This is a genomic window from Enterobacter sp. CGMCC 5087, from assembly GCF_003144775.1.
GTDB classification, from domain to species: Bacteria; Pseudomonadota; Gammaproteobacteria; order Enterobacterales; family Enterobacteriaceae; genus Enterobacter; species Enterobacter cloacae_M.
In genome coordinates, this window is the sequence record NZ_QFXN01000093.1 from 1 (window position 1) to 19,565 (window position 19,565).

Genomic DNA, 19,565 nt, shown 5'->3' on the forward strand with positions numbered 1-19,565 from the left:
CTCTACGTTCCTGAAAATCGGCACCATCGTCGGGCTGGCGATCGGCATTCTGATTATGCGCCCGACCCTGACCATGCCTGCGTTAACCAAATTCATCGACGGTACCGGCCCGGTCTGGACCGGTAACCTGTTCCCGTTCCTGTTTATCACCATCGCCTGCGGCGCGGTGTCGGGCTTCCACGCGCTGATCGCTTCCGGAACCACGCCGAAGATGCTGGCGAATGAAAATCAGGCCTGCCTGATCGGCTACGGCGGCATGCTGATGGAATCCTTTGTCGCCATCATGGCGCTGGTCTCCGCCTGCATTATCGACCCGGGCGTGTATTTCGCGATGAACAGCCCGATGGCGGTACTGGCACCGGCTGGTACCGTTGACGTGGTGGCGTCCGCCGCGCAGGTAGTGAGCGGCTGGGGCTTTGCGATTACCCCTGATACGTTGACGAGCATCGCCAGTGAAGTGGGCGAGCAGTCGATTATCTCCCGTGCGGGCGGGGCGCCGACGCTGGCAGTGGGGATGGCCTACATCTTGCACGGCGCGCTGGGCGGGCTGATGGACGTGTCGTTCTGGTATCACTTCGCCATCCTGTTCGAGGCGCTGTTTATCCTGACGGCGGTGGATGCGGGAACCCGTGCGGCGCGCTTTATGCTCCAGGATTTGCTTGGCGTGATCTCTCCGAATCTGAAGCGTACCGATTCGCTCCCGGCGAACCTGCTGGCAACGGCGCTGTGCGTGCTGGCGTGGGGCTACTTCCTGCACCAGGGCGTGGTCGATCCGCTGGGCGGGATTAACACCCTGTGGCCGCTGTTTGGTATCGCCAACCAGATGCTGGCGGGCATGGCGCTGATGCTCTGCGCGGTAGTGCTGTTCAAGATGAAGCGCCAGCGTTACGCGTGGGTGGCACTGGTGCCAACCGCGTGGCTGCTGATCTGTACCCTGACGGCGGGCTGGCAGAAGGCCTTCAGCCCGGATAATAAGGTGGGCTTCCTGGCGATTGCCAACAAGTTCCAGACGATGATCGACAGCGGCAAGATCCCGGCACAGTACACCGAATCACAGCTGTCGCAGCTGGTGTTTAACAACCGTCTGGACGCCGGGCTGACCATCTTCTTTATGGTGGTGGTCGTGGTGCTGGCGTTGTATTCTCTGAAGACCGCGCTGGCGGCGTTGAAAAACGATAAGCCTACGGCGAAAGAGACGCCGTACGAGCCGATGCCTGAAAACCTGGAAGAGATTGTGACCCAGGCGAAAGGGGCGCATTAACCTGTGTGCCGGGTGGCGGCTTCGCCTTACCCGGCCTACATTTTTTCTCCGCCCTCTCCCTCCGGGAGAGGGCCGAAAACAAACGAGAAACTGATTATGTTCGACACCCTTTCCAAAGCAGGTAAGTACCTGGGCCAGGCCGCCAAAATGATGATTGGCGTGCCGGACTACGATAATTACGTCGAGCATATGCGCGTCAACCATCCGGACCAGACGCCCATGACCTACGAAGAATTTTTCCGCGACCGCCAGGATGCCCGCTACGGCGGCAAGGGCGGGGCGAAGTGCTGTTAACCCTCTTTCGGTAAATAGAGGCTGATCTGTTCCTGCTTGCAGCCGTAGATCGCTGCCAGCTTTTCACGGGTGCGCTTTTGCGGACGGGAGTCGAGCGCTTCCAGCTGCGACACGGCGGACTGGGTGATGCCGAGTTTCTTAGCTACTTCCTGCTGGGACATGCCGCGCAGGATACGCCACGCGGCCTGCAGGCTGACGTTCTCGTTATGCATGACGTCGCACACTTCACCAGGTAATCCTACGTCATCATAACAATCGTGTTCGACTTCAATATCCTCTAGATCATCATCGGTTTCGTCGTCAATTTCTGCCATCTGTAAGCACATACGAAAGTATTCATCATAGGGAATAACGACGTACTGCGCTTTTCCGTCATCGTCCTTAATTAGCTGAACAGCCATAGGGGGCTTTCTCCTCGTGAAGGTAGGTCGTTGATGTTCTGCGCTTGACGGCCAAAACATAACAATGGTTATCGGGATCGTCCCGAAGTGTAATCAGAATGCGGTAATCGCCAACGCGTAGCCGGAATTGATTTTCTGTCGCCGATATTTTTTTGATATCGGGCCGGGGAGCTGAGCGATCGTCCAGCTCAGCAAGTTTTGCTTTGATTCTTCGCTGATATCGGCCATCGATTTTGAAAAACTCTTTCTTTGCATTCTTTGACCAGACAATCTTCATCCGTACCTCCACTGTACGCCCGCACAAAGTATAAGGAAATAATAAGACTATTAGATAAATTCCGAATTTCTAATGGGATACTGTAGAGCGGTGAAATAACCGGAGAAAGCGGCAAAACGCGAACCGTCGAGGGCGCTCGGAAACGCCTCTGCCGGGCGACAGAGGCTTGCAGGGAGATTGCGATCAGGCGTTCAAACCGCCGTCCACGTCCAGGCCGGTACCGGAGATCTGCCCGGCCGCCGGGCTGGCAAGAAACGTGACCGCCGCCGCGACGTCTTCCGGCTGACCGTAATGACCCAAAGCAATAAGCTGACGCTGAGAGTCAGCCTGTTCCCCGTCTTCCGGGTTCATATCGCTGTTGGTGGGGCCGGGGTGCACCAGGTTAACGGTAATGCCGCGCGGCCCTAAATCACGGGCCAGCCCGCGGGTGAGGGAATTCAGCGCCGATTTGGTCATCGAGTAAACGGCAATGCCCGGCTGCGCCACACGGTTTGCCAGACAGCTGCCGATGTTGATAATGCGCCCGCCGTCGGACATGTGCACCAGTGCTTCCTGAATGGCGATAACCACGCCGCGAATATTGACGTTGATAAGGGCGTCAATGTCCGCCAGCGTCATGGACTCCAGCGGGCCGCCGCGCGCGATCCCGGCGTTGTTGACCAGAATGTCCAGCCCGCCAAGGGAACGCGCCGCATGGGTGACGGCATCCTGAATCGCCTGCGCGCTGGCGCTGTCGGCCTGCACGGCTTCGCTGTGTCGTCCCAGCGCCTTAATCTCATCGGCGACCGCCTGGGCTTTATCGGCAGATTTTTCATACGTAATAATCACATCCGCACCGGCGCGCGCCAGCGACAGGGCAATCGCACGACCCAACCCGCGGCTGGCGCCGGTAACCAGCGCCTTTTTACCTGTTAAATCGATCTGCATGATGACCTCGTTACGAGAGTGGTAAGAATCATCATTAGGTATAGCCTGTCGGCGCGATCAACGGCTGAAGGATTCCACTTTCTCAAACGCGGCGCGCAGAACGTCAGGCGTTAACGTAACAGGTAAATAGTGAATCGACTCCACCGGGCGCAGGGTGTGGGCGATGACCCGATCCAGCTCGTCGCGGTTATTGATGTCGACGTCCAGCTCGCGAAGCGTGGTCGGCAGGTTAAAACGCTGGTACGCCGCGACCAGCTGCGCCAGCACGTCGTCCTGGCCGAGCAGGGCGCTCTGCACCAGAATGCCGTAGGCTACCTTGGTGCCGTGCAGGTATTTTTCCGTCTGCGGCAGCACGGTTAAGCCGTTGTGTACCGCATGAGCCGCCGCCACGCGGGTATAGCGCTCGCCCAGGCCGCCAACCATTCCGCCGCCGGCGATGATTGCATCGACCACGTCCCGAAACGCCTGCGTCTGTTCGCCGCGCTGCTGGTCGGCCAGCGCCTCTTCGCTGCGCGTCAGCAGCACGTCGCGGATCGCCAGCGCGCCGTTGATGCCCAGCCGCACGGTCAGCGGCAGGTTCTCCGGCTCAGGTGCCAATACCACCGCTTCGTACCACTTCGCCAGCGTATCGCCGATGCCCGCCAGCAGATACTCCGCCGGGGCGTTAAGGACGATCTGCGGCTCCACCAGCACCAGGAAGTTGGCGTCGTCGAAGATCTCAAAATGCAGCGCCTGACCGGCATCGTTGTACCAGACGGAGAGCGGGGTCCACGCCGCGCAGGTGGCGGCAATGGTGGGGATGCCCACGAACGGCACCCCTAAGCGGCGCGCCACGGCCTTGACGGTATCCATCACCGCGCCGCCGCCGACGCCAATCACCACGCTGGCGTCGCTGCCGGATTCATTCACCAGATGGGTGACGTCGCGCTCGCTGCAGTGGCCTTTAAACAGCAGGCGTTTCGCCCCCGGCGCGTTAAAGCTCTCGGGCAGGAAAGGGCGCGCGCCTTCGATAGCGCGCTCGCCGTAAATCCACACCGCGCGGGAGAGCTGTTCCGGGGTAAAGAAGTTATCCAGCCTCGCAAGGCTTCCGGGATGAGAGAAGTAGTTCGCCGGGCCAGGCACGACGCGGATATCGGTGTTGCTCATGATGGTGTCCTTTTTGCGGAAGCGCTAACCCGATGTTATGTCTGGACATCCGGATGGCTAATAATATTTCGCTTTAACTTATGCCTTTTCCGTCGTTGTCAGTCAACCGGAGCTGTGAAAAATTCGATAAATCAGAAGAGTAATGAAGGATTTACGCGGATGGTTTCCAGTCGCCTTGAAATGCGCGGTATCAGCCTGGCCTTTTCCGGCTTTCAGGCGCTGTCGCGCGTGGACTTTACCTTAACCGGCGGATCCGTACACGCGCTGACCGGCGCCAACGGCGCGGGGAAATCGACGCTGATGGCGGTGCTGTGCGGCACGCACGACCACTATGAGGGCGAGATCAGCATCAACAACCAGCCGGTGAGCATCCGCGAACCGCTTGACGCCAAACGGCTGGGGATCCACCTCGTTCAGCAGGAGGTGGACGTGGCGCTGATCCCAGGGTTAAGCATTGCCGAAAACATCATGCTCGATCAGCTGGCGCAGCCAGGGCATCGCTTCAGCTGGCGCGCGATCCGCCAGCAGGCGAGACAGGCGCTGGCGCAGCTCGACGTGACGCTGGACGTTCGCCGTTCCATCGACGGCTGTTCGCTGGCCGAAAAGCAGCAGATTTTGCTGGCACGCGCCTTGTCCCACCACTGCCGTTTTTTGATTCTTGATGAGCCCACCGCGCCGCTGGACGCGCATGAGAGCGAGCGCCTGTTTGGGGTGGTGAGACGCTTAAAGCAGCAGGGCATCGGCGTGGTGTTTATCTCTCACCGCATTCACGAGCTGAAGGCCATCTGCGACACCCTGACGGTGCTTCGCGACGGCAAGCTGATCGAGTCCGGTCCGATGGCCGATCTTAGCGGCGAAGCGATCGTCGAGAAGATGCTCGGCCACGTGCTGAGCGATATCTATCCGCCCGCGAGGCCGCCGCACGGCGAAGAGACGCTGCTGCGGGTGGAAGGTCTGCATGACGACGCGCTGCTGAAAGATATCTCCCTGCACCTGCGCAAAGGCGAAATTCTCGGGATTGCCGGGCTGGCGGGCGCGGGAAAAACCGAACTCTGCAAGGCGCTGTTTGGCGCCACCAAAAGCCGTGTGGCGCGCGGTGAGCTGAATCATCAATCCTGGCAGCCGCGCGACCCGGCCGACTCCGTGCTGCGAGGTCTGGCGCTGGTGCCGGAGGAGCGGCGGAAAGAGGGCATTTTTATCGACGAGCCGGTGAGCATGAACCTTGCCGTATGCGCCGATAACAGCTTTTCGCGCTGGAGCCTGTTTGGCCATCGTCAGGCGTGGCGCTGGGCGGAAGAGGTGATAGCCCGCGTCGGCGTGCGCGCGCGTGGGCCGGGGCAGGTGCTGCGCCGTCTCTCCGGCGGCAACCAGCAGAAGGTTGCCATCGGTAAATGGCTGCGCACTGACGCCAGCGTGCTGATATTCGACGAGCCGACCAAAGGCGTGGACGTGAAGGCCAAAACCGATCTGTTCCAGCTTATTGACGGCCTGGCGCGCGAGGGCAAAGGGGTGATTTACGCCTCCGGCGAGTTTGCCGAGCTGGTCGGGCTGTGCGACCGCATCTGCGTGCTGTGGGACGGGCGCATCGTGGCGGAAATCGCCGGGGCCGAGGCCCGCGAAGAGACACTACTTTATTATTCAACCGGAGGAACGGCGCCGTGAGCAAGGCCCTTTCAGTGAACGTGGCGGCGTCAGGCCGCCAGCAGATTTTCGATTTTCTCTACAGGTGGGGCATGTTGCTGACCGTCGTCGCGCTGGTGGCCGTCTTTGGCCTGGCGTCGGACAGCTTCCTCGAACCGAACAACATCATCAACATTTTGCGCTCGATTGCCATCGTGACGGTGATTGCCATTGGCGTGTCGATCTCGTTGACCATCGGCGGGTTCGATCTCTCCGTAGGATCGACCGCGTCGCTGGCGAACGCGCTGGTGATTTCCCTTTTCGTCTGGCACGGCTTCGGCACCACCGAGTCGATTCTGATCACCCTCGCGCTCTGCACGCTGGTCGGCCTGTTTAACGCCTTTCTGATCGTCATCCTGCGCATTCCGGACATGCTCGCGACGCTGGCCAGCCTGTTTGTGATCCAGGGCGTGGCGATGACCTACAGCTACGGCGGGTCGATTACCGAGAACATGGTGCTGCCGAGCGGTGACATGGCGGAAGGCACCATCCCTGCGACGTTCAGCCTGCTGGGGCAGGTGCCGACGATTGTGATCATCATGCTGGTGGTGACGGTTCTGGCGCAACTGGGGCTGTCGCTCACCACTCACGGTCGTCGGATGTACGCCATTGGCGGTAACCCGGAGGCAGCGCGCCTCTCCGGCATTCGCACCACGCGCTACAAGGTGGCGGCCTACGTGATAGCCTCGCTGCTGGCGGGCCTGGGCGGGATTTTGCTGGCTTCGCGCATCGGTTCATCGCAGGTGAATGCGGGCGGCGGATACCTGATGGATGCGGTGGCGGCGGCGTGGATTGGCTTCTCTCTGGCAGGCTCCGGCAAGCCGAACGCGCTGGGAACCCTGGTCGGGGCGGTCATTCTCGGCGTGCTGTCGAACGGGCTGGTGATGCTCTCCGTGCCGTATTACGCCATGGACATTATAAAAGGGCTGGTGCTCGCGGTAGCGCTGGCGATTACGTACATACAAAAACGCTGACAACACAACGGGATAAAAAATGAAAAAGATTGCACTCTCTTTGGTGGCATTAGGGTTATTCACCGCTCTGCCTGGCTTCGCGGCCACGCCCGCACCGCTTCCGGCGGCCATTGCCAACCATGACGGCCCCATTCGTATCGCGGTGATCCGTAACCTCGGCTCAGACGACAACACCACGCAGTTTATTGCCGGGGCCATTCAGGAAGGGAAGAAGCTTGGCTTTAAGGTCAGCACCTTTTTAAGCAACGGGGACGACGCCAAATTCCAGGACTTCGTGAACCAGGCCATCAGCCAGAAGTACGACGGGATTATCCTTTCTCAGGGGCGCGATCCGTACTCCACCGCGCTGGTGAAAAAGGCGGTGGACGCCGGGATCAAAGTCGCCGTCTTTGATACGGCGGTTAACGGCGAGATCCCGGGCGTGACCGTCACCCAGCAGGACGATGCCTCCCTGACGAACCTCTCCTTCGGCCAGCTGGCGAAAGATTTCAACGGCAAGGCCAATATCGTCAAGCTGTGGGTGGCGGGCTTCCCGCCGATGGAGCGTCGTCAGGCGGCGTATAAAGAGTTGCAAAAACAGTACCCGGACATCAAAGAGCTGGAGTCTATCGGCGCGGTCTCTTCTGACGTGCAGGGTGACACCGCCAACAAGGTGGGTGCGATTCTGGCGAAATACCCGAAAGGTAAAATCGACGCCATCTGGGGAACCTGGGACGCCTTCAGCCAGGGCGCGTACAAGGCGCTCAAGGAGAACGGCCGCACCGAGATCAAGCTCTACAGCATCGACATTTCCAACCAGGATCTGCAGCTGATGCGCGAGCCGGGCAGCGCGTGGAAGGTGAGCGTGGCGGTGGATCCGAAGCTGATTGGCGCGACTAACGTGCGCCTGGTGGCGAACAAGATTGCCGGGGAAGCTACGCCTGCGACCTACGATTTCAAAGCGGCGGCCATTCCTCAGGCGCTGCTGACCGCCCAGCCGGGCCCGGTGAACGTGGCGTCGCTGGGGAAAATCATTCCGGGTTGGGGCCAGACAGAAGATTTTATCGCGCCATGGTTTGCGACGCTGGAAGCGAAGAATAAATAAAACCAGGCCGGGTGGCGTCAGGTGCAGCCTGACGCCCTCACCCCGGCCCTCTCCCGCAGGGAGAGGGGGAAAACCAACAGTACCCGTAGGCCCGGTAAGCGTAGCGCCAACGGGCGAAAGGAGTTCAAGGTGTCTCAACTACCCCCACCCGAATACAGCTGCAATATGCGGCTGATTGGCCATAGCGATCAGGGCGGTCGTCCGGACGGCGTACAGCTGATGGTGCATCGCGGTTTCGCCTATATCGGCCATATGGTGTCGCAGGGCTTTTCGATTGTCGACGTGCGCGACCCGAAGAACCCGAAAGCGGCGGGCTACGTGCCCGCGCCGCCCGGCACCTGGAACGTGCACCTGCAGGCGCATGACGACCTGCTGCTGGTCATCAACGCGCGGGATCTTTTTGCCGATGCGCGTTTTGCCGATGAGAAGGTCTACTACACCCGGCAGGTGGGCGAGACCGTCAGCGACGTGCAGGACAAAGGCTGGAGCGCCGGGCTGCGCGTATTTGATATCTCCACGCCCGACAGGCCGCGCGAAATCGGCTTTCTGTCGCTGAGCGGCATCGGCATTCACCGCATCTGGTACGTCGGCGGACGCTGGGCCTACGTTTCAGCACTCATTGACGGCTTTACCGACTACATCTTTCTGACCATCGACCTGGCGGACCCGCGCAAGCCTGAAGTGGCGGGGCGCTGGTGGCTGCCGGGGATGAACCAGGCGGAAGGGGAGAAGCCGAACTGGCCGGAAGGGAAACGCTACGCGCTGCACCACGCGATTATCGCGGGCGATACCGCCTACGGCAGCTGGCGCGACGGCGGCCTGACGCTGCTGGACGTGAAGGACCGCACCCGGCCGAAGCTAATAAGCCACCGCAACTGGAGCCCGCCGTTTGGCGGCGGGACGCACACCGCGCTGCCGCTGCCGGACCGCGATTTGCTGGTGGTGCTGGACGAAGCGGTGCTGGATAACCAGGAGGATGGCGAAAAGCTGATCTGGCTGTTTGATATCCGCGAGCCGTCGAACCCGGTGAGCATCTCGACCTTCCCGCAGCCGGATGAAACCGACTACGTGGCGAAAGGGGCGCATTTCGGCCCGCACAACCTGCACGAGAACCGGCCGGGAAGCTTCGTCAGCTCGACGCTGATTTTTGCCACCTGGCAGAACGCGGGCGTGCGGGCGTATGACATTTCCAATCCGTATCGACCAGTGGAAACCGGTGCGCTGGTGCCCGCCGCGCCGGAGAGAATGATGGACACGCGGCCGAATCGCCCTCAGGTGATCCAGTCGTGCGACGTGTTTGTGGATGTGCAGGGGATAATTTACAGCACGGATTATAACGGCGGGCTGTCGGTGATTGAGTATTTGGGGTAAGTGCGGTTTGATGCCCTCACCCCGGCCCTCTCCCACAGGGAGAGGGAGAAAACCAAATGTAATCAGCTGTACTGCCGCACTCGTGCCACCAGATCTTCGGCGCTGTCGATGCGGTCGGCAATGACAATCAGCGCTTTACCGAGCGTTATGGCGTGGCGCAGGCACTCGTGGCGCATCGCCTCGTCCTGGATGGTGTCGATATCCGCGACGTGGGAAAGCCCGACGCTGCGGCGAATGAGCTCGGTTCCGCAGAAGCCGATGGCGTCATGCCAGACCTTTTTCAGGAACGCGGAGGCATAGCCCGGCGCGCCGAGCGCGGCGTCGCGGGATTTCTCGTTTGCCAGCGCCTGGAAGCGTTCCGCGAAGGTGTTCCACAGCTCCTGGATATCTGTCAGGCGCTGCTCGCGCGCGGCGGCGGCATCGCGAATGCCCAGATGCCCCGGCAGCCCGCAGAAGTTCAGCAGCAGGTTGCCGATGGCGGTGCCGACGTCAAAGCCAATCGGGCCAAAGTAGCCGAACTCGGCGTCGATGGCCTTCAGGCTGCCGTCGGCCACAAAAATCGAGCCGCTGTGAATATCGCCGTGCAGGAGCGCTTCGGCGTGCGAGAAGAAGCGGTGCTTCAGGGAGGCCACGGCAATTTTAAGCTGAGCGTCGTCGCGCAGGGCCGCGACGTCATTTTCCAGCTCGGCCGGATAGCTGTTGCGTTCGTGGATCTGGTACGGATCGTTGAAGAACAGATCTTCGGTGATCTCGCACATCTCCGGGTTGATGAATTTCGCCACCTGCGCTTTTTTCGCGTGCGGGTGCAGGTAGAAATCGCTGGTGTGGAACAGCGCGTGCGCGAGGTATTCGCCCAGCTGACGGGCCGCCTGTGGGTAGAAATTATTTTTAATCAGCTCGCCGCGCCAGATGCGATGGCTGGAGAGATCTTCCATCACCATCACCGCCAGCTCCGGGTCAAAGTGGTGGATTTTCACGGTGTGCTGCGGGCTGTGCTGGTAGTGCTCGACCAGGGTCTGTGCTTCAAGACGGGCGCGGTCCAGCGTCAGCGGCCAGGACTCGCCGACGCAGCGCACATAGGGCAGCGCCTGCTTAACGACGATGCGGCTCACGCCCGCGCCGTCGAAAATTTTGAATACCAGATTGAGGTTGCCGTCGCCTACTTCCTGCGCCTCTACCAGCGATGAAGGATCGTCAAGTCCGCCAAACTGCCTGGCATACTCCACGGCGTCCTGAGCGGTAAAGGTACGGTATTGCGACATGGCCTGCTCCTCACGAGTTTTCTAATTAAGACATGTAGACGTCTATACATCTGGATTTCATCCTGACACAATGTGCTACAACAACGCAACAGGGAATTAACGACATGCAGACATTACAGACGACCAGCCTGCGGGTGGCGGATAATCAGCTCTTTATTCTCGATCAGCAGGCGCTTCCGCAGGAGAAATGCTGGCTGGATGCCTCGACGGTAGAGGCGCTGGTCGGGCATATTCACGCCCTGCGCGTGCGCGGCGCGCCGCTGATTGGTCTCTCTGCAAGCCTGCTGCTGGCGCTGCTGGCGGAAAACGGCAAAAGCCGCGACGAGCTGGCGGCGGCGCTGGAAACCCTGCGCGCCTCCCGCCCGACGGCGGTGAACCTGATGAACAATCTCGACCGCATGAAGATTGCGCTGTGGCAGGAAGATTATGTTCCGGCGCTGGTGGCCGAAGCGCTGCGCCTGATTGACGAAGACAAACGGCTTTGCGACGCGATTGCGAAAGCCGGTAGCGCGCTGGTGAAGCCCGGCAGCCGCCTACTGACCCACTGCAACACCGGCGGGCTGGCAACGGCGGGCGTCGGTACCGCGCTGGGCGTGATTGCCCGCGCGCATCAGGAAGGCAACGTCAGCAGCGTCTGGGTGGATGAAACCCGTCCGCTGCTGCAGGGCGGTAGACTGACCGCGTGGGAGCTTGGCGAGCTGGGCGTACCGTACCAGCTGATTACCGATTCCATGGCCGCCAGCCTGATGGCAAAAGGGGAAGTTGACGCCGTGTGGGTGGGCGCAGATCGTATTGCCGCCAACGGCGACGTGGCGAACAAGATCGGCACCTATTCTCTGGCGGTGCTGGCGAAATTCCACGGCATTCCGTTTTATGTGGCTGCCCCGCAAACGACCCTCGATCCGGACTGCCCGAACGGGGACGCGATCCCCATTGAGCAGCGCGCCGCCAGCGAGGTGACGGGCGTGGCCGGAAGCTTTGGCGCGGTGCAGTGGGCGCCGGAAAACGCGCAGGTCTATAACCCGGCGTTTGACGTTACGCCTGCCTCGCTGGTTAGCGGCTGGGTGCTGGATACGGGCGTGGTCACGCCGGAAGCGGTGGCAAACGGGAAATTCGCCTGAGTCCGGCTATCCTTTAAGGGGTTCCCTTAAGAGGACAATATCGTGACGCTCGATCCTGAAACTGACTTAAAACTGGAGCGCGTGGTGGATGCACCGCGCGACCTGCTGTGGCTCTGCTGGACCACGCCGGAACACATCAAAAACTTCTTCATTCCTGCTCCCCATAAGGTGACCGAATGCGATCTCGATCTCCGCGTGGGCGGGCGGTTCAACACCGTGTTTGATGTGGACGGTCAGCGGATGGATAACCGGGGCGTCTTTCTGGAAATCGATCCCGGTCAAAAGCTGGTCTTTACCGACGGTTACGGGGAGGACTGGAAGCCTGCGGAGAAACCGTTTATGACGGCGATCCTGCTGCTGGAAGACGTAGGCGAGGGCAAAACCCGCTACACGGCGATTGCGCGTCATCCGACGAAGGAAATCCGCGAACAGCACGAGCAGATGGGCTTCCACGAAGGGTGGGGGATTGTGCTGGATCAGCTTGTGGGGTATGTGAAGTCTCTTCGACCCCCTCTCCCTTGAGGGAGAGGGTTGGGGTGAGGGGGAGAATTCATTGATCAAGTCGAAGATAGGTTTCTCTTTTTGGTATTCCTCATCTGACGAAATATTGGCTCTCCCTTTTCATCAAAGTATCTTTCCGGCCATATCACATCGGGCGGAATGTTTAGCGCCTGAGCGATAAGCAATTCACCTTTGGGCCATGGTCGGGTAAGCGCGTTTGCCAGTGTGGATGAGGAAAGGCCAGCCTTTCGGGACAACGCAGCAAGGCTTGTTCCGTGTTTCTTTAGTGCGGCGATGATATCGGCAGGATGCCAGTTCTGATGACGCATTGTGTCCTCCTTACATGTATTTGTTACGCACTTAATTATCCTGTTTTGGGATAAAAACACAATGGGAGGATATTCGATTTCAGGATATTTGTATGGAATCGGAACAATGGCCTCAGTTTACTCGGACGAATACCAGCGTGTTATCAGTGCGTTGAAGAAAGCTCGTAAGGAGAAGGGGATTACTCAGGCGCAGCTTGCTGAGGCTTTGGGGAAACCCCAATCGTTTATCGCTAAAGTGGAAAGTGGTGAACGCAGGTTAGATGTGGTGGAGTTTGTGCATCTGGCGAGGCTGGTTGACGCAGATGTACAGAGGATTATCGCCAGTATTTAATTAATGCCTGAAATAGGAATGACCACCTCAGCCGTATGTTCCCCTCACCCTAACCCTCTCCCCAGAGGGGCGAGGGGATAGCTCAGTGCTCGCATTAATTTGTGGGGATCACTCATCCCACGGGGAGAGGGAGAAAAGATTATGCCATTCGCGGATACGCATCCGCGATGGCATCGCCCGTAAACTGCGCCACCCAGCCTTCCGGATTGTCGAAAATACGAATCGCCGTAAAGTTCGGCTCTGAGCCCATATCAAACCAGTGCGGCGTGCCGGCGGGAACGGAAATCAGATCGTTTTTCTCGCACAGCACCTGATACACCTCATCGCCAATGTGCAGGCAGAACAGCCCCGCGCCTTCCACGAAGAAGCGCACTTCGTCTTCGCCGTGGGTATGTTCGTTCAGGAACTTCGCGCGCAGCGCCTCTTTCTGCGGGTTGTCGGCGCGCAGGCTGATCACGTCCCAGCTCTGATAGCCTTTCTCTGCCACCAGTTTGTCGATCGCATGCTGATACGCCGCGATCACGGCTTCGGGCGCGGGATCGTGTCCTAAATCGCGATCCGCAGCCCAGCGTTCAAACCGCACGCCTTTGGCGTTGAGCTGTTGGGCGATCTCGGCGGCGTCGGTGCTGTACCACTGATGTTGACTGGCGTCTTTATCGGAATAAATGGTCAATGCGCTCATGAAGGGATCTGCTCCGGATTAATCTCGTCAAACTGGTGGACCTGATGGTGATGGCTTGCGCCGTCTTCATCACCGCGAATCAGCTGCAGGGTGCGAAAGCCTGCCTGTTCAGCCGCGTCCAGCTCCTGATGAATATCGGACAGGAACAGGATCTGCGACGGGGCGATGCCCGTTTGTGCCGCAATGTTCTGATAGGACTGCACCTCGCGCTTGGCGCCGATGTGGGTATCAAAATAGCCGCTGAACAGATGAGTAATATCACCTTCGTCGCTGTAGCCAAATAACAGTTTCTGCGCGGCAACGGAGCCAGAGGAATAAACATAGAGATCAATCCCTTGCGCCTTCCATTTTTCCAGCGCAGGCAGTACGTCCGGATAGAGGTGGCCGGTAAAGTCGCCGTTCACGTAGCCGTCATGCCAGATGATCCCCTGCAGGGCTTTGAGCGCCGTGGATTTGCGGTCCTCATCCATAAAGGCAAAAAGGGCCTCGATAAGCTCGCTGACGCTAGCGTGCGGGTTATCGATTTCATCACGCAGGTTGTCCAGAATGGATTTGACCGGCTCGGCGTACTGCTGCGCGGTCACGAAGGCCGCCAGCCGCTCACGCGCATAGGGGAACAAAACGTCATGGACAAAACGGATATCGCTGGTGGTCCCTTCAATATCCGTCACAATCGCGCGAATCATATTCTCTCCAGTTGTCGTAAACGCATTTCGCATTCAAATAAGAATTCTAGTCCTTCCAGATGACGGCGGGCCTCGGCCACGTCGCGTCCCCAGCAGGTTAAGCCATGACCGCGCAGAAGAAAACCATAATTAAGCGGGCGTTCCTGTGCGTAATGGGCGATTCGGGAGGCGAGGGCGTCAATATCCTGGTCGTTATCAAAGACCGGGATAGCCACCGTATCCAGATGCGTGGTCTGCCCTGTGAGGGACTTTTGCATCTCAAAGCCGCTGATGTTGAGCTCGGCTTCTTTGACCAGACGCGACAGCACCGTGGCGTTGACGGTATGAACGTGCAGGACGGCGTTGGCTTCCGGGAACAGGCGATAAATAAGGGTGTGAAGACCGGTTTCCGCCGACGGTCTACGGCCAGATGGCGCGCGGTTGGTGGCAATCTCCACCTGCAAAAAATCCTCCGTCGTCAGGCTGCCTTTGTCTTTGCCGGATTCGCTGAGCCAGCACAGGCGTTCGTCCTGACGCACCGACATGTTGCCGCCGGTGGCGGGTGCCCAGCCTTTAGCGCCAATCCAGCGGCAGGCGTCGACAAGATGTGTGAGTTGCAGGTTGTCTGTCATTTCCTTTTACCCTCGCGGCCAGGAATATTCATATGGTTTAGACGTCTAAGCGTCTTGATTGCCAAAGACTAACATCGTGTTATAGTGGCAGCAACATAAGTATTACAAGCAGGCACGATACAATGAGCAATAATGCATTGATTCCTAATAGTAAACTTCCCAATCTCGGTACTACCATCTTTACGCAGATGAGCGCTCTGGCGCAGCAGCACAGCGCCATTAACCTTTCTCAGGGCTTCCCGGATTTCGATGGCCCGACGTATCTGCAGGAGCGTCTGGCGTACCACGTGGCGCAGGGGGCGAATCAGTATGCGCCGATGACGGGCGTGCAGGCGCTGCGGGAAGCCATTGCGGATAAAACGGCGGAGCTATACGGCCATAAGCCCGATGCGAACAGCGACATTACGGTGACGGCAGGGGCGACCGAAGCGCTGTATGCGGCGATTACCGCGCTGGTGCGTAAGGGCGATGAAGTTATCTGCTTTGATCCGAGCTACGACAGCTATGCACCTGCGGTTGAACTCTCCGGCGGCGTGGTGAAGCGCGTGGCGCTTCAGCCGCCGCATTTTCGCCCTGACTGGCAGGCGTTTGCTGCGCTGCTGAGCGACAAAACCCGCCTGGTGGTCCTGAACACCCCGCACAACCCGTCGGCGACGGTGTGGCAAAAGGCCGATTTCGCCGCACTCTGGCAGGCGATTGCGGAACGTGAAATTTACGTGCTGAGCGATGAGGTCTACGAGCACATCTGCTTTGCAGAAGAAGGACATGCCAGCGTGCTGGCCCATCCGCAGCTTCGCGAGCGCGCTATCGCCGTCTCGTCATTCGGTAAGACTTACCATATGACCGGCTGGAAAGTGGGCTACTGCGTTGCACCGGCGGCTATCAGCGCCGAGCTGCGCAAGGTGCACCAGTATCTGACCTTTGCCGTGAACACGCCGGCTCAGCTGGCGCTGGCGGATATGCTGCGCACCGAGCCGGAGCACTATCGCGAGCTGCCGCACTTCTATCGTGAACGTCGGGATCTGTTTGTGGCGGCGCTAAGCAAAAGCCGTCTGGAGATTTTGCCCTCAGAAGGGACCTATTTCCTGCTCGCCGACTACAGCGCGATTTCGGATCTGGACGACGTGAGCTTCTGCCAGTGGCTGACGAAAGAGGTGGGCGTGGCCGCCATTCCGCTGTCGGTGTTCTGCGCCGATCCTTTCCCGCATAAGCTTATTCGTCTTTGCTTTGCGAAGCAGGAATCGACGCTGCTGGCGGCGGCAGAGCGTCTGAACACGCTCTGATTATTTCACCGTCCACGCTTCTGAGTAACGGCGGTCTGCGGTCTGCAAACAGCTCCAGCAGACCGTTTATTTGTCTGAGGCGCAAGACTTCATCGCCGTCCATTCCCAGCGCCTTGCTTATTCTCATCCTGCGCAATAAATACCAGACTGTAGCGCCAATACAAAAGAGAGGATGATATCAGTCAATAATCAACTGGATATATGCCGCTTAATTCTATGACGTGATGCTTTTTTAAAATCGTAGTTCTCATTTTGTGTGAGAACCACAGCAATATCTTACGGTAAGGATAATTCTTCAATAAAACTCGCGAATGCTGAGCTATTGAGCGCGGAACGGTTGTACATCATGTAAATATCAATGCTGGGGAATCGAATGTCAGTTTCCACTTTTCGCAGGTTGAGGGCTGGCCCATATTGTTCGAAGGCCGGCGCGGGTACTAATCCTATGAGATCGGACGAACCGATCACCGACAGAAGGGAGATAAAAGAGTCGCTACGATAGACGATATTTCTTTTGGTTAACAGGCTTTCGGCCTTTTCCTGATAGTCTTTGAAGCTGTTCTCATCGTTCAGGTAGGCGGTGAAGTTTTCATTCAGGATCTCTTCACGCGTGGGATTTTCACTGAGACGGGGATGGCCCTCACGACAAACGAGGACGAAAGGAAGTTTATGGTAGAGGCTACAGGCGACAGAATGATTGTTAGAAGAAGAAAATGAAAATATCAGGTCGGCTCTTCTGTAGGCTAAAAGATCTTCTGCTGAATCAGACGAAAGAAAAACATCATGCAATTCAATTGAATAGTTATGGTTATCCATGAGCAGTTTTATAGGGTCAAGCGTTGCTTTCGTACTCATAAAATGCGGGCAATAAATGACAAAGTTCTTCTTCAACCCGCTGCTGTGCATGATATTGATAGTCTGCTCCAGCTGGTTCAGGTTCTGTTCCAGATGATGATGCAGATTGACGCCGACGGTCGTGGGCGTGATCCCTTTACCGGAACGGATAAACAGAGGATCGTTGAGTTGCCCTCTCAGACGCTGCAGTGACTGGCTCACGGCAGAGGGTGTGATATACAGCGTTTCGGCGGCTTTACTGATACTAAGGTGCTGGTAAATGCACTCGAAAATGACTAACAGATTAAGATCGAATTTTTTAAGGTCATAGAGGTTTGCCATGTTTCGTCCTGAGGGCGCTGCGTTTGCTGTGGTTATCATATAACTGATAACAATAGTTTGAGGCTAACCATTTATAATTCTTTCGGTTAATTCTCTTAGTTTTAAATTAAAAACATCTTAATATATCACGGTGGCAGATTATTGAAATAGCGCTTCGAAAGCGATTGAGATAATTTTATTGTAGAAAAGTGAGTGATCATTTTAAATGACAATTGCCATTTATATATCGCGATAGTTTTATAATAAAAATACATCTGTAACGCTCCGGAATGATGTTCGACGCAACCTATCACAGCCATAGGCAGGAATGCCTCTCTTATGGATTGCTCAATCCCTGCGCGGGTGGTGTAATCAAAAGGCTGTTACCGCCTTGATATAAAGGGTTGTAGAGCGCAACGCAACGCCAGTTTCGGCTGGCACTGAATGTACCTGCGGGGAATTCAGGTATCAGGGCCGCCCGTTGAGGCGGCCTTTTTACTTTTAGGCTTTCCTGTAAAAGGTTCACCTTGTTGTCTTGTCGACGTTGTAAGGTTTGGCTGATTGATTTGATAAAGCATACGCATTAGCCCCGATGAATAAAGTTGGTTACCTTACATCTCAACGAAAACACGGAGGAAGTACAGATGTCTTTGATTAACACCAAAATTAAACCTTTCAAAAACCAGGCGTTCAAAAACGGTGAGTTTATCGAAGTTACCGAGAAAGATACCGAAGGCCGCTGGAGCGTCTTCTTCTTCTATCCGGCTGACTTTACCTTCGTTTGCCCGACTGAACTGGGTGACGTGGCAGACCATTACGACGAACTGCAGAAGCTGGGCGTAGACGTTTACTCTGTCTCTACCGATACCCACTTCACCCACAAAGCATGGCACAGCAGCTCTGAAACCATCGCGAAAATCAAATACGCGATGATCGGTGACCCGACTGGCGCCCTGACCCGTAACTTCGACAACATGCGTGAAGATGAAGGCCTGGCTGACCGTGCCACCTTCGTTGTTGACCCGCAGGGCATTATCCAGGCTATCGAAGTTACCGCTGAAGGTATCGGCCGTGATGCGTCTGACCTGCTGCGTAAAGTGAAAGCAGCGCAGTATGTCGCTTCTCACCCAGGCGAAGTGTGCCCGGCTAAATGGAAAGAAGGCGAAGCAACGCTGGCACCATCCCTGGACCTGGTCGGCAAGATCTAAATTTCCGTCGTCTTTCACGCCATAGCTGCGTTGGCGTCGCCTGCTCACCCCGGTCACTTACTTCAGTAAGCTCCCGGGGATTCACAGGCTAGCCGCCTTGCTCTGACGCGAAATACTTTGGAAATTTTTTCAATTATGGGCGCACCCGCGCCCATGTTATTCCAGCACCATGATGCAAGTTGCATTCAGGCCGCCCACATAAGGCAGCTTGCATGATGACGTCTTAAGAGAGGGAAGAACAATGCTCGACACCAATATGAAAACCCAGCTCAAGGCCTACCTTGAGAAAATGACTAAACCCGTTGAGCTGATTGCCACGCTGGACGACAGCGCGAAATCGGCAGAGATCAAAGAACTGCTGGCTGAGATCGCCGAGCTGTCGCCAAAAGTGACCTTCAAAGAAGATAACTCGCTTAACGTCCGTAAGCCTTCTTTCCTGATTACTAACCCAGGCTCTGAGCTGGGGCCGCGTTTTGCCGGCTCGCCGCTGGGGCACGAATTTACCTCGCTGGTGCTGGCGCTGCTGTGGACCGGCGGTCATCCGTCGAAAGAGGCGCAGGCGCTGCTGGAGCAGATCCGCGATATCGACGGCGATTTCGAGTTTGAAACCTATTACTCGCTCTCCTGCCACAACTGTCCGGACGTGGTGCAGGCGCTGAACCTGATGTCGGTCCTCAACCCGCGCATCAAGCACACGGCAATTGACGGCGGTACCTTCCAGAATGAAATCACCGATCGCAACGTGATGGGCGTTCCAGCGGTCTACATGAACGGCAAAGAGTTCGGCCAGGGCCGTATGACGCTGACCGAAATCGTAGCCAAAGTGGATACCGGTGCTGAAAAACGTGCGGCGGAAGAGCTGAACAAACGTGATGCCTATGACGTGCTGATTGTCGGTTCCGGTCCGGCGGGCGCGGCGGCGGCAGTGTACTCCGCGCGTAAAGGGATCCGCACGGGCCTGATGGGTGAACGCTTTGGCGG

Annotated in this window: 22 protein-coding genes; 12 read left to right on the top strand and 10 right to left on the bottom strand. The window is 57.6% G+C overall.

Annotated elements, in window-relative coordinates:
• The coding region (locus DEO48_RS09060; protein ID WP_309136803.1) for a carbon starvation CstA family protein at positions 1-1,261 on the top strand (1,261 nt) is incomplete at its 5' end.
• Positions 1,262-1,357: 96 nt separating this feature from the next.
• Positions 1,358-1,555 (top strand): YbdD/YjiX family protein, encoded by a 198-nt coding sequence (locus DEO48_RS09065; RefSeq protein ID WP_006809671.1) that lies wholly within the window; start codon positions 1,358-1,360, stop codon positions 1,553-1,555.
• Here the strand turns inward: DEO48_RS09065 and DEO48_RS09070 are convergent.
• From DEO48_RS09070 to DEO48_RS09085, 4 genes are all read right to left on the bottom strand, one after another.
• Positions 1,552-1,956, bottom strand: coding sequence for a helix-turn-helix domain-containing protein (locus DEO48_RS09070; protein WP_109844966.1), 405 nt, complete (start codon positions 1,954-1,956; stop codon positions 1,552-1,554). The two genes, DEO48_RS09065 and DEO48_RS09070, sit on opposite strands and share 4 nt — an antisense overlap.
• On the bottom strand, positions 1,937-2,233 hold the full coding sequence (locus DEO48_RS09075) for a type II toxin-antitoxin system RelE/ParE family toxin (protein ID WP_047749439.1): 297 nt from the start codon (positions 2,231-2,233) through the stop codon (positions 1,937-1,939). The genes DEO48_RS09070 and DEO48_RS09075 overlap by 20 nt, the downstream gene beginning before the upstream one ends.
• 183 nt (positions 2,234-2,416) lie before the next feature.
• Positions 2,417-3,160: an SDR family NAD(P)-dependent oxidoreductase gene (locus DEO48_RS09080; RefSeq protein ID WP_032661029.1), complete on the bottom strand. Its 744-nt coding sequence runs from the start codon at positions 3,158-3,160 to the stop codon at positions 2,417-2,419.
• A gap of 57 nt (positions 3,161-3,217) precedes the next feature.
• On the bottom strand, positions 3,218-4,306 hold the full coding sequence (locus tag DEO48_RS09085; RefSeq protein WP_047742554.1) for an oxidoreductase: 1,089 nt from the start codon (positions 4,304-4,306) through the stop codon (positions 3,218-3,220).
• 159 nt (positions 4,307-4,465) lie between these two features.
• Between DEO48_RS09085 and DEO48_RS09090 the strand changes: the two genes are divergently transcribed.
• The 4 genes from DEO48_RS09090 (at position 4,466) to DEO48_RS09105 (ending at position 9,415) form a co-directional block, all read left to right on the top strand.
• Positions 4,466-5,968: a sugar ABC transporter ATP-binding protein gene (locus tag DEO48_RS09090; RefSeq protein ID WP_109844967.1), complete on the top strand. Its 1,503-nt coding sequence runs from the start codon at positions 4,466-4,468 to the stop codon at positions 5,966-5,968.
• Positions 5,965-6,960 carry an ABC transporter permease gene (locus DEO48_RS09095; RefSeq protein ID WP_109844968.1) on the top strand — a complete coding sequence of 332 codons (996 nt, stop codon included), beginning with the start codon at positions 5,965-5,967 and terminating at the stop codon, positions 6,958-6,960. Before DEO48_RS09090 ends, DEO48_RS09095 begins: the two co-directional genes overlap by 4 nt.
• Positions 6,961-6,979: 19 nt before the next feature.
• Positions 6,980-8,044 carry a sugar ABC transporter substrate-binding protein gene (locus tag DEO48_RS09100; RefSeq protein WP_109844969.1) on the top strand — a complete coding sequence of 355 codons (1,065 nt, stop codon included), beginning with the start codon at positions 6,980-6,982 and terminating at the stop codon, positions 8,042-8,044.
• Between the two features lie 129 nt (positions 8,045-8,173).
• Positions 8,174-9,415 (top strand): LVIVD repeat-containing protein, encoded by a 1,242-nt coding sequence (locus DEO48_RS09105; RefSeq protein ID WP_181366984.1) that lies wholly within the window; start codon positions 8,174-8,176, stop codon positions 9,413-9,415.
• Positions 9,416-9,477: 62 nt separating this feature from the next.
• On the opposite strand, the gene mtnK is transcribed toward DEO48_RS09105, so the two are convergent.
• Positions 9,478-10,677 (bottom strand): S-methyl-5-thioribose kinase, encoded by a 1,200-nt coding sequence (gene mtnK / locus DEO48_RS09110; protein WP_109844971.1) that lies wholly within the window; start codon positions 10,675-10,677, stop codon positions 9,478-9,480.
• Positions 10,678-10,781: 104 nt separating this feature from the next.
• On the opposite strand from mtnK, the gene mtnA reads away from it, so the two are divergent.
• Together mtnA and DEO48_RS09120 are read left to right on the top strand one after the other, a co-directional pair.
• Positions 10,782-11,798, top strand: coding sequence for an S-methyl-5-thioribose-1-phosphate isomerase (mtnA, locus tag DEO48_RS09115; RefSeq protein ID WP_109844972.1), 1,017 nt, complete (start codon positions 10,782-10,784; stop codon positions 11,796-11,798).
• Positions 11,799-11,840: 42 nt separating this feature from the next.
• Complete coding sequence (locus tag DEO48_RS09120; protein ID WP_109844973.1) at positions 11,841-12,320, top strand: SRPBCC family protein; 480 nt, start codon at positions 11,841-11,843, stop codon at positions 12,318-12,320.
• A 35-nt stretch (positions 12,321-12,355) separates the two neighbouring features.
• Here DEO48_RS09120 and DEO48_RS09125 read toward each other — a convergent pair whose 3' ends face one another.
• On the bottom strand, positions 12,356-12,628 hold the full coding sequence (locus DEO48_RS09125; RefSeq protein ID WP_109844974.1) for a helix-turn-helix transcriptional regulator: 273 nt from the start codon (positions 12,626-12,628) through the stop codon (positions 12,356-12,358).
• Positions 12,629-12,734: 106 nt separating this feature from the next.
• On the opposite strand from DEO48_RS09125, the gene DEO48_RS09130 reads away from it, so the two are divergent.
• Entirely contained in the window at positions 12,735-12,959 is a 225-nt protein-coding gene (locus DEO48_RS09130; RefSeq protein WP_023334870.1) for a helix-turn-helix domain-containing protein, read from the top strand.
• Positions 12,960-13,098: 139 nt separating this feature from the next.
• On the opposite strand, the gene DEO48_RS09135 is transcribed toward DEO48_RS09130, so the two are convergent.
• From DEO48_RS09135 to DEO48_RS09145, 3 genes are read right to left on the bottom strand one after another with little or no spacing between them, the layout of a single operon-like run.
• Entirely contained in the window at positions 13,099-13,641 is a 543-nt protein-coding gene (locus DEO48_RS09135; protein ID WP_109844975.1) for an acireductone dioxygenase, read from the bottom strand.
• Positions 13,638-14,327 (bottom strand): acireductone synthase, encoded by a 690-nt coding sequence (gene mtnC / locus DEO48_RS09140; protein WP_109844976.1) that lies wholly within the window; start codon positions 14,325-14,327, stop codon positions 13,638-13,640. Before mtnC ends, DEO48_RS09135 begins: the two co-directional genes overlap by 4 nt.
• Entirely contained in the window at positions 14,324-14,938 is a 615-nt protein-coding gene (locus DEO48_RS09145) for a methylthioribulose 1-phosphate dehydratase (RefSeq protein ID WP_109844977.1), read from the bottom strand. The genes mtnC and DEO48_RS09145 overlap by 4 nt, the downstream gene beginning before the upstream one ends.
• Positions 14,939-15,060: 122 nt before the next feature.
• On the opposite strand from DEO48_RS09145, the gene DEO48_RS09150 reads away from it, so the two are divergent.
• On the top strand, positions 15,061-16,221 hold the full coding sequence (locus DEO48_RS09150) for a pyridoxal phosphate-dependent aminotransferase (RefSeq protein WP_109844978.1): 1,161 nt from the start codon (positions 15,061-15,063) through the stop codon (positions 16,219-16,221).
• Positions 16,222-16,497: 276 nt separating this feature from the next.
• On the opposite strand, the gene DEO48_RS09155 is transcribed toward DEO48_RS09150, so the two are convergent.
• Complete coding sequence (locus tag DEO48_RS09155) at positions 16,498-17,397, bottom strand: LysR family transcriptional regulator (RefSeq protein ID WP_109844979.1); 900 nt, start codon at positions 17,395-17,397, stop codon at positions 16,498-16,500.
• Positions 17,398-18,020: 623 nt separating this feature from the next.
• Here DEO48_RS09155 and ahpC point away from each other — a divergent pair.
• Entirely contained in the window at positions 18,021-18,584 is a 564-nt protein-coding gene (ahpC, locus tag DEO48_RS09160) for an alkyl hydroperoxide reductase subunit C (RefSeq protein WP_008501015.1), read from the top strand.
• A 241-nt stretch (positions 18,585-18,825) separates the two neighbouring features.
• Positions 18,826-19,565: thioredoxin family protein (locus DEO48_RS09165; RefSeq protein WP_181366985.1), on the top strand; the 740-nt coding region annotated here is incomplete at its 3' end.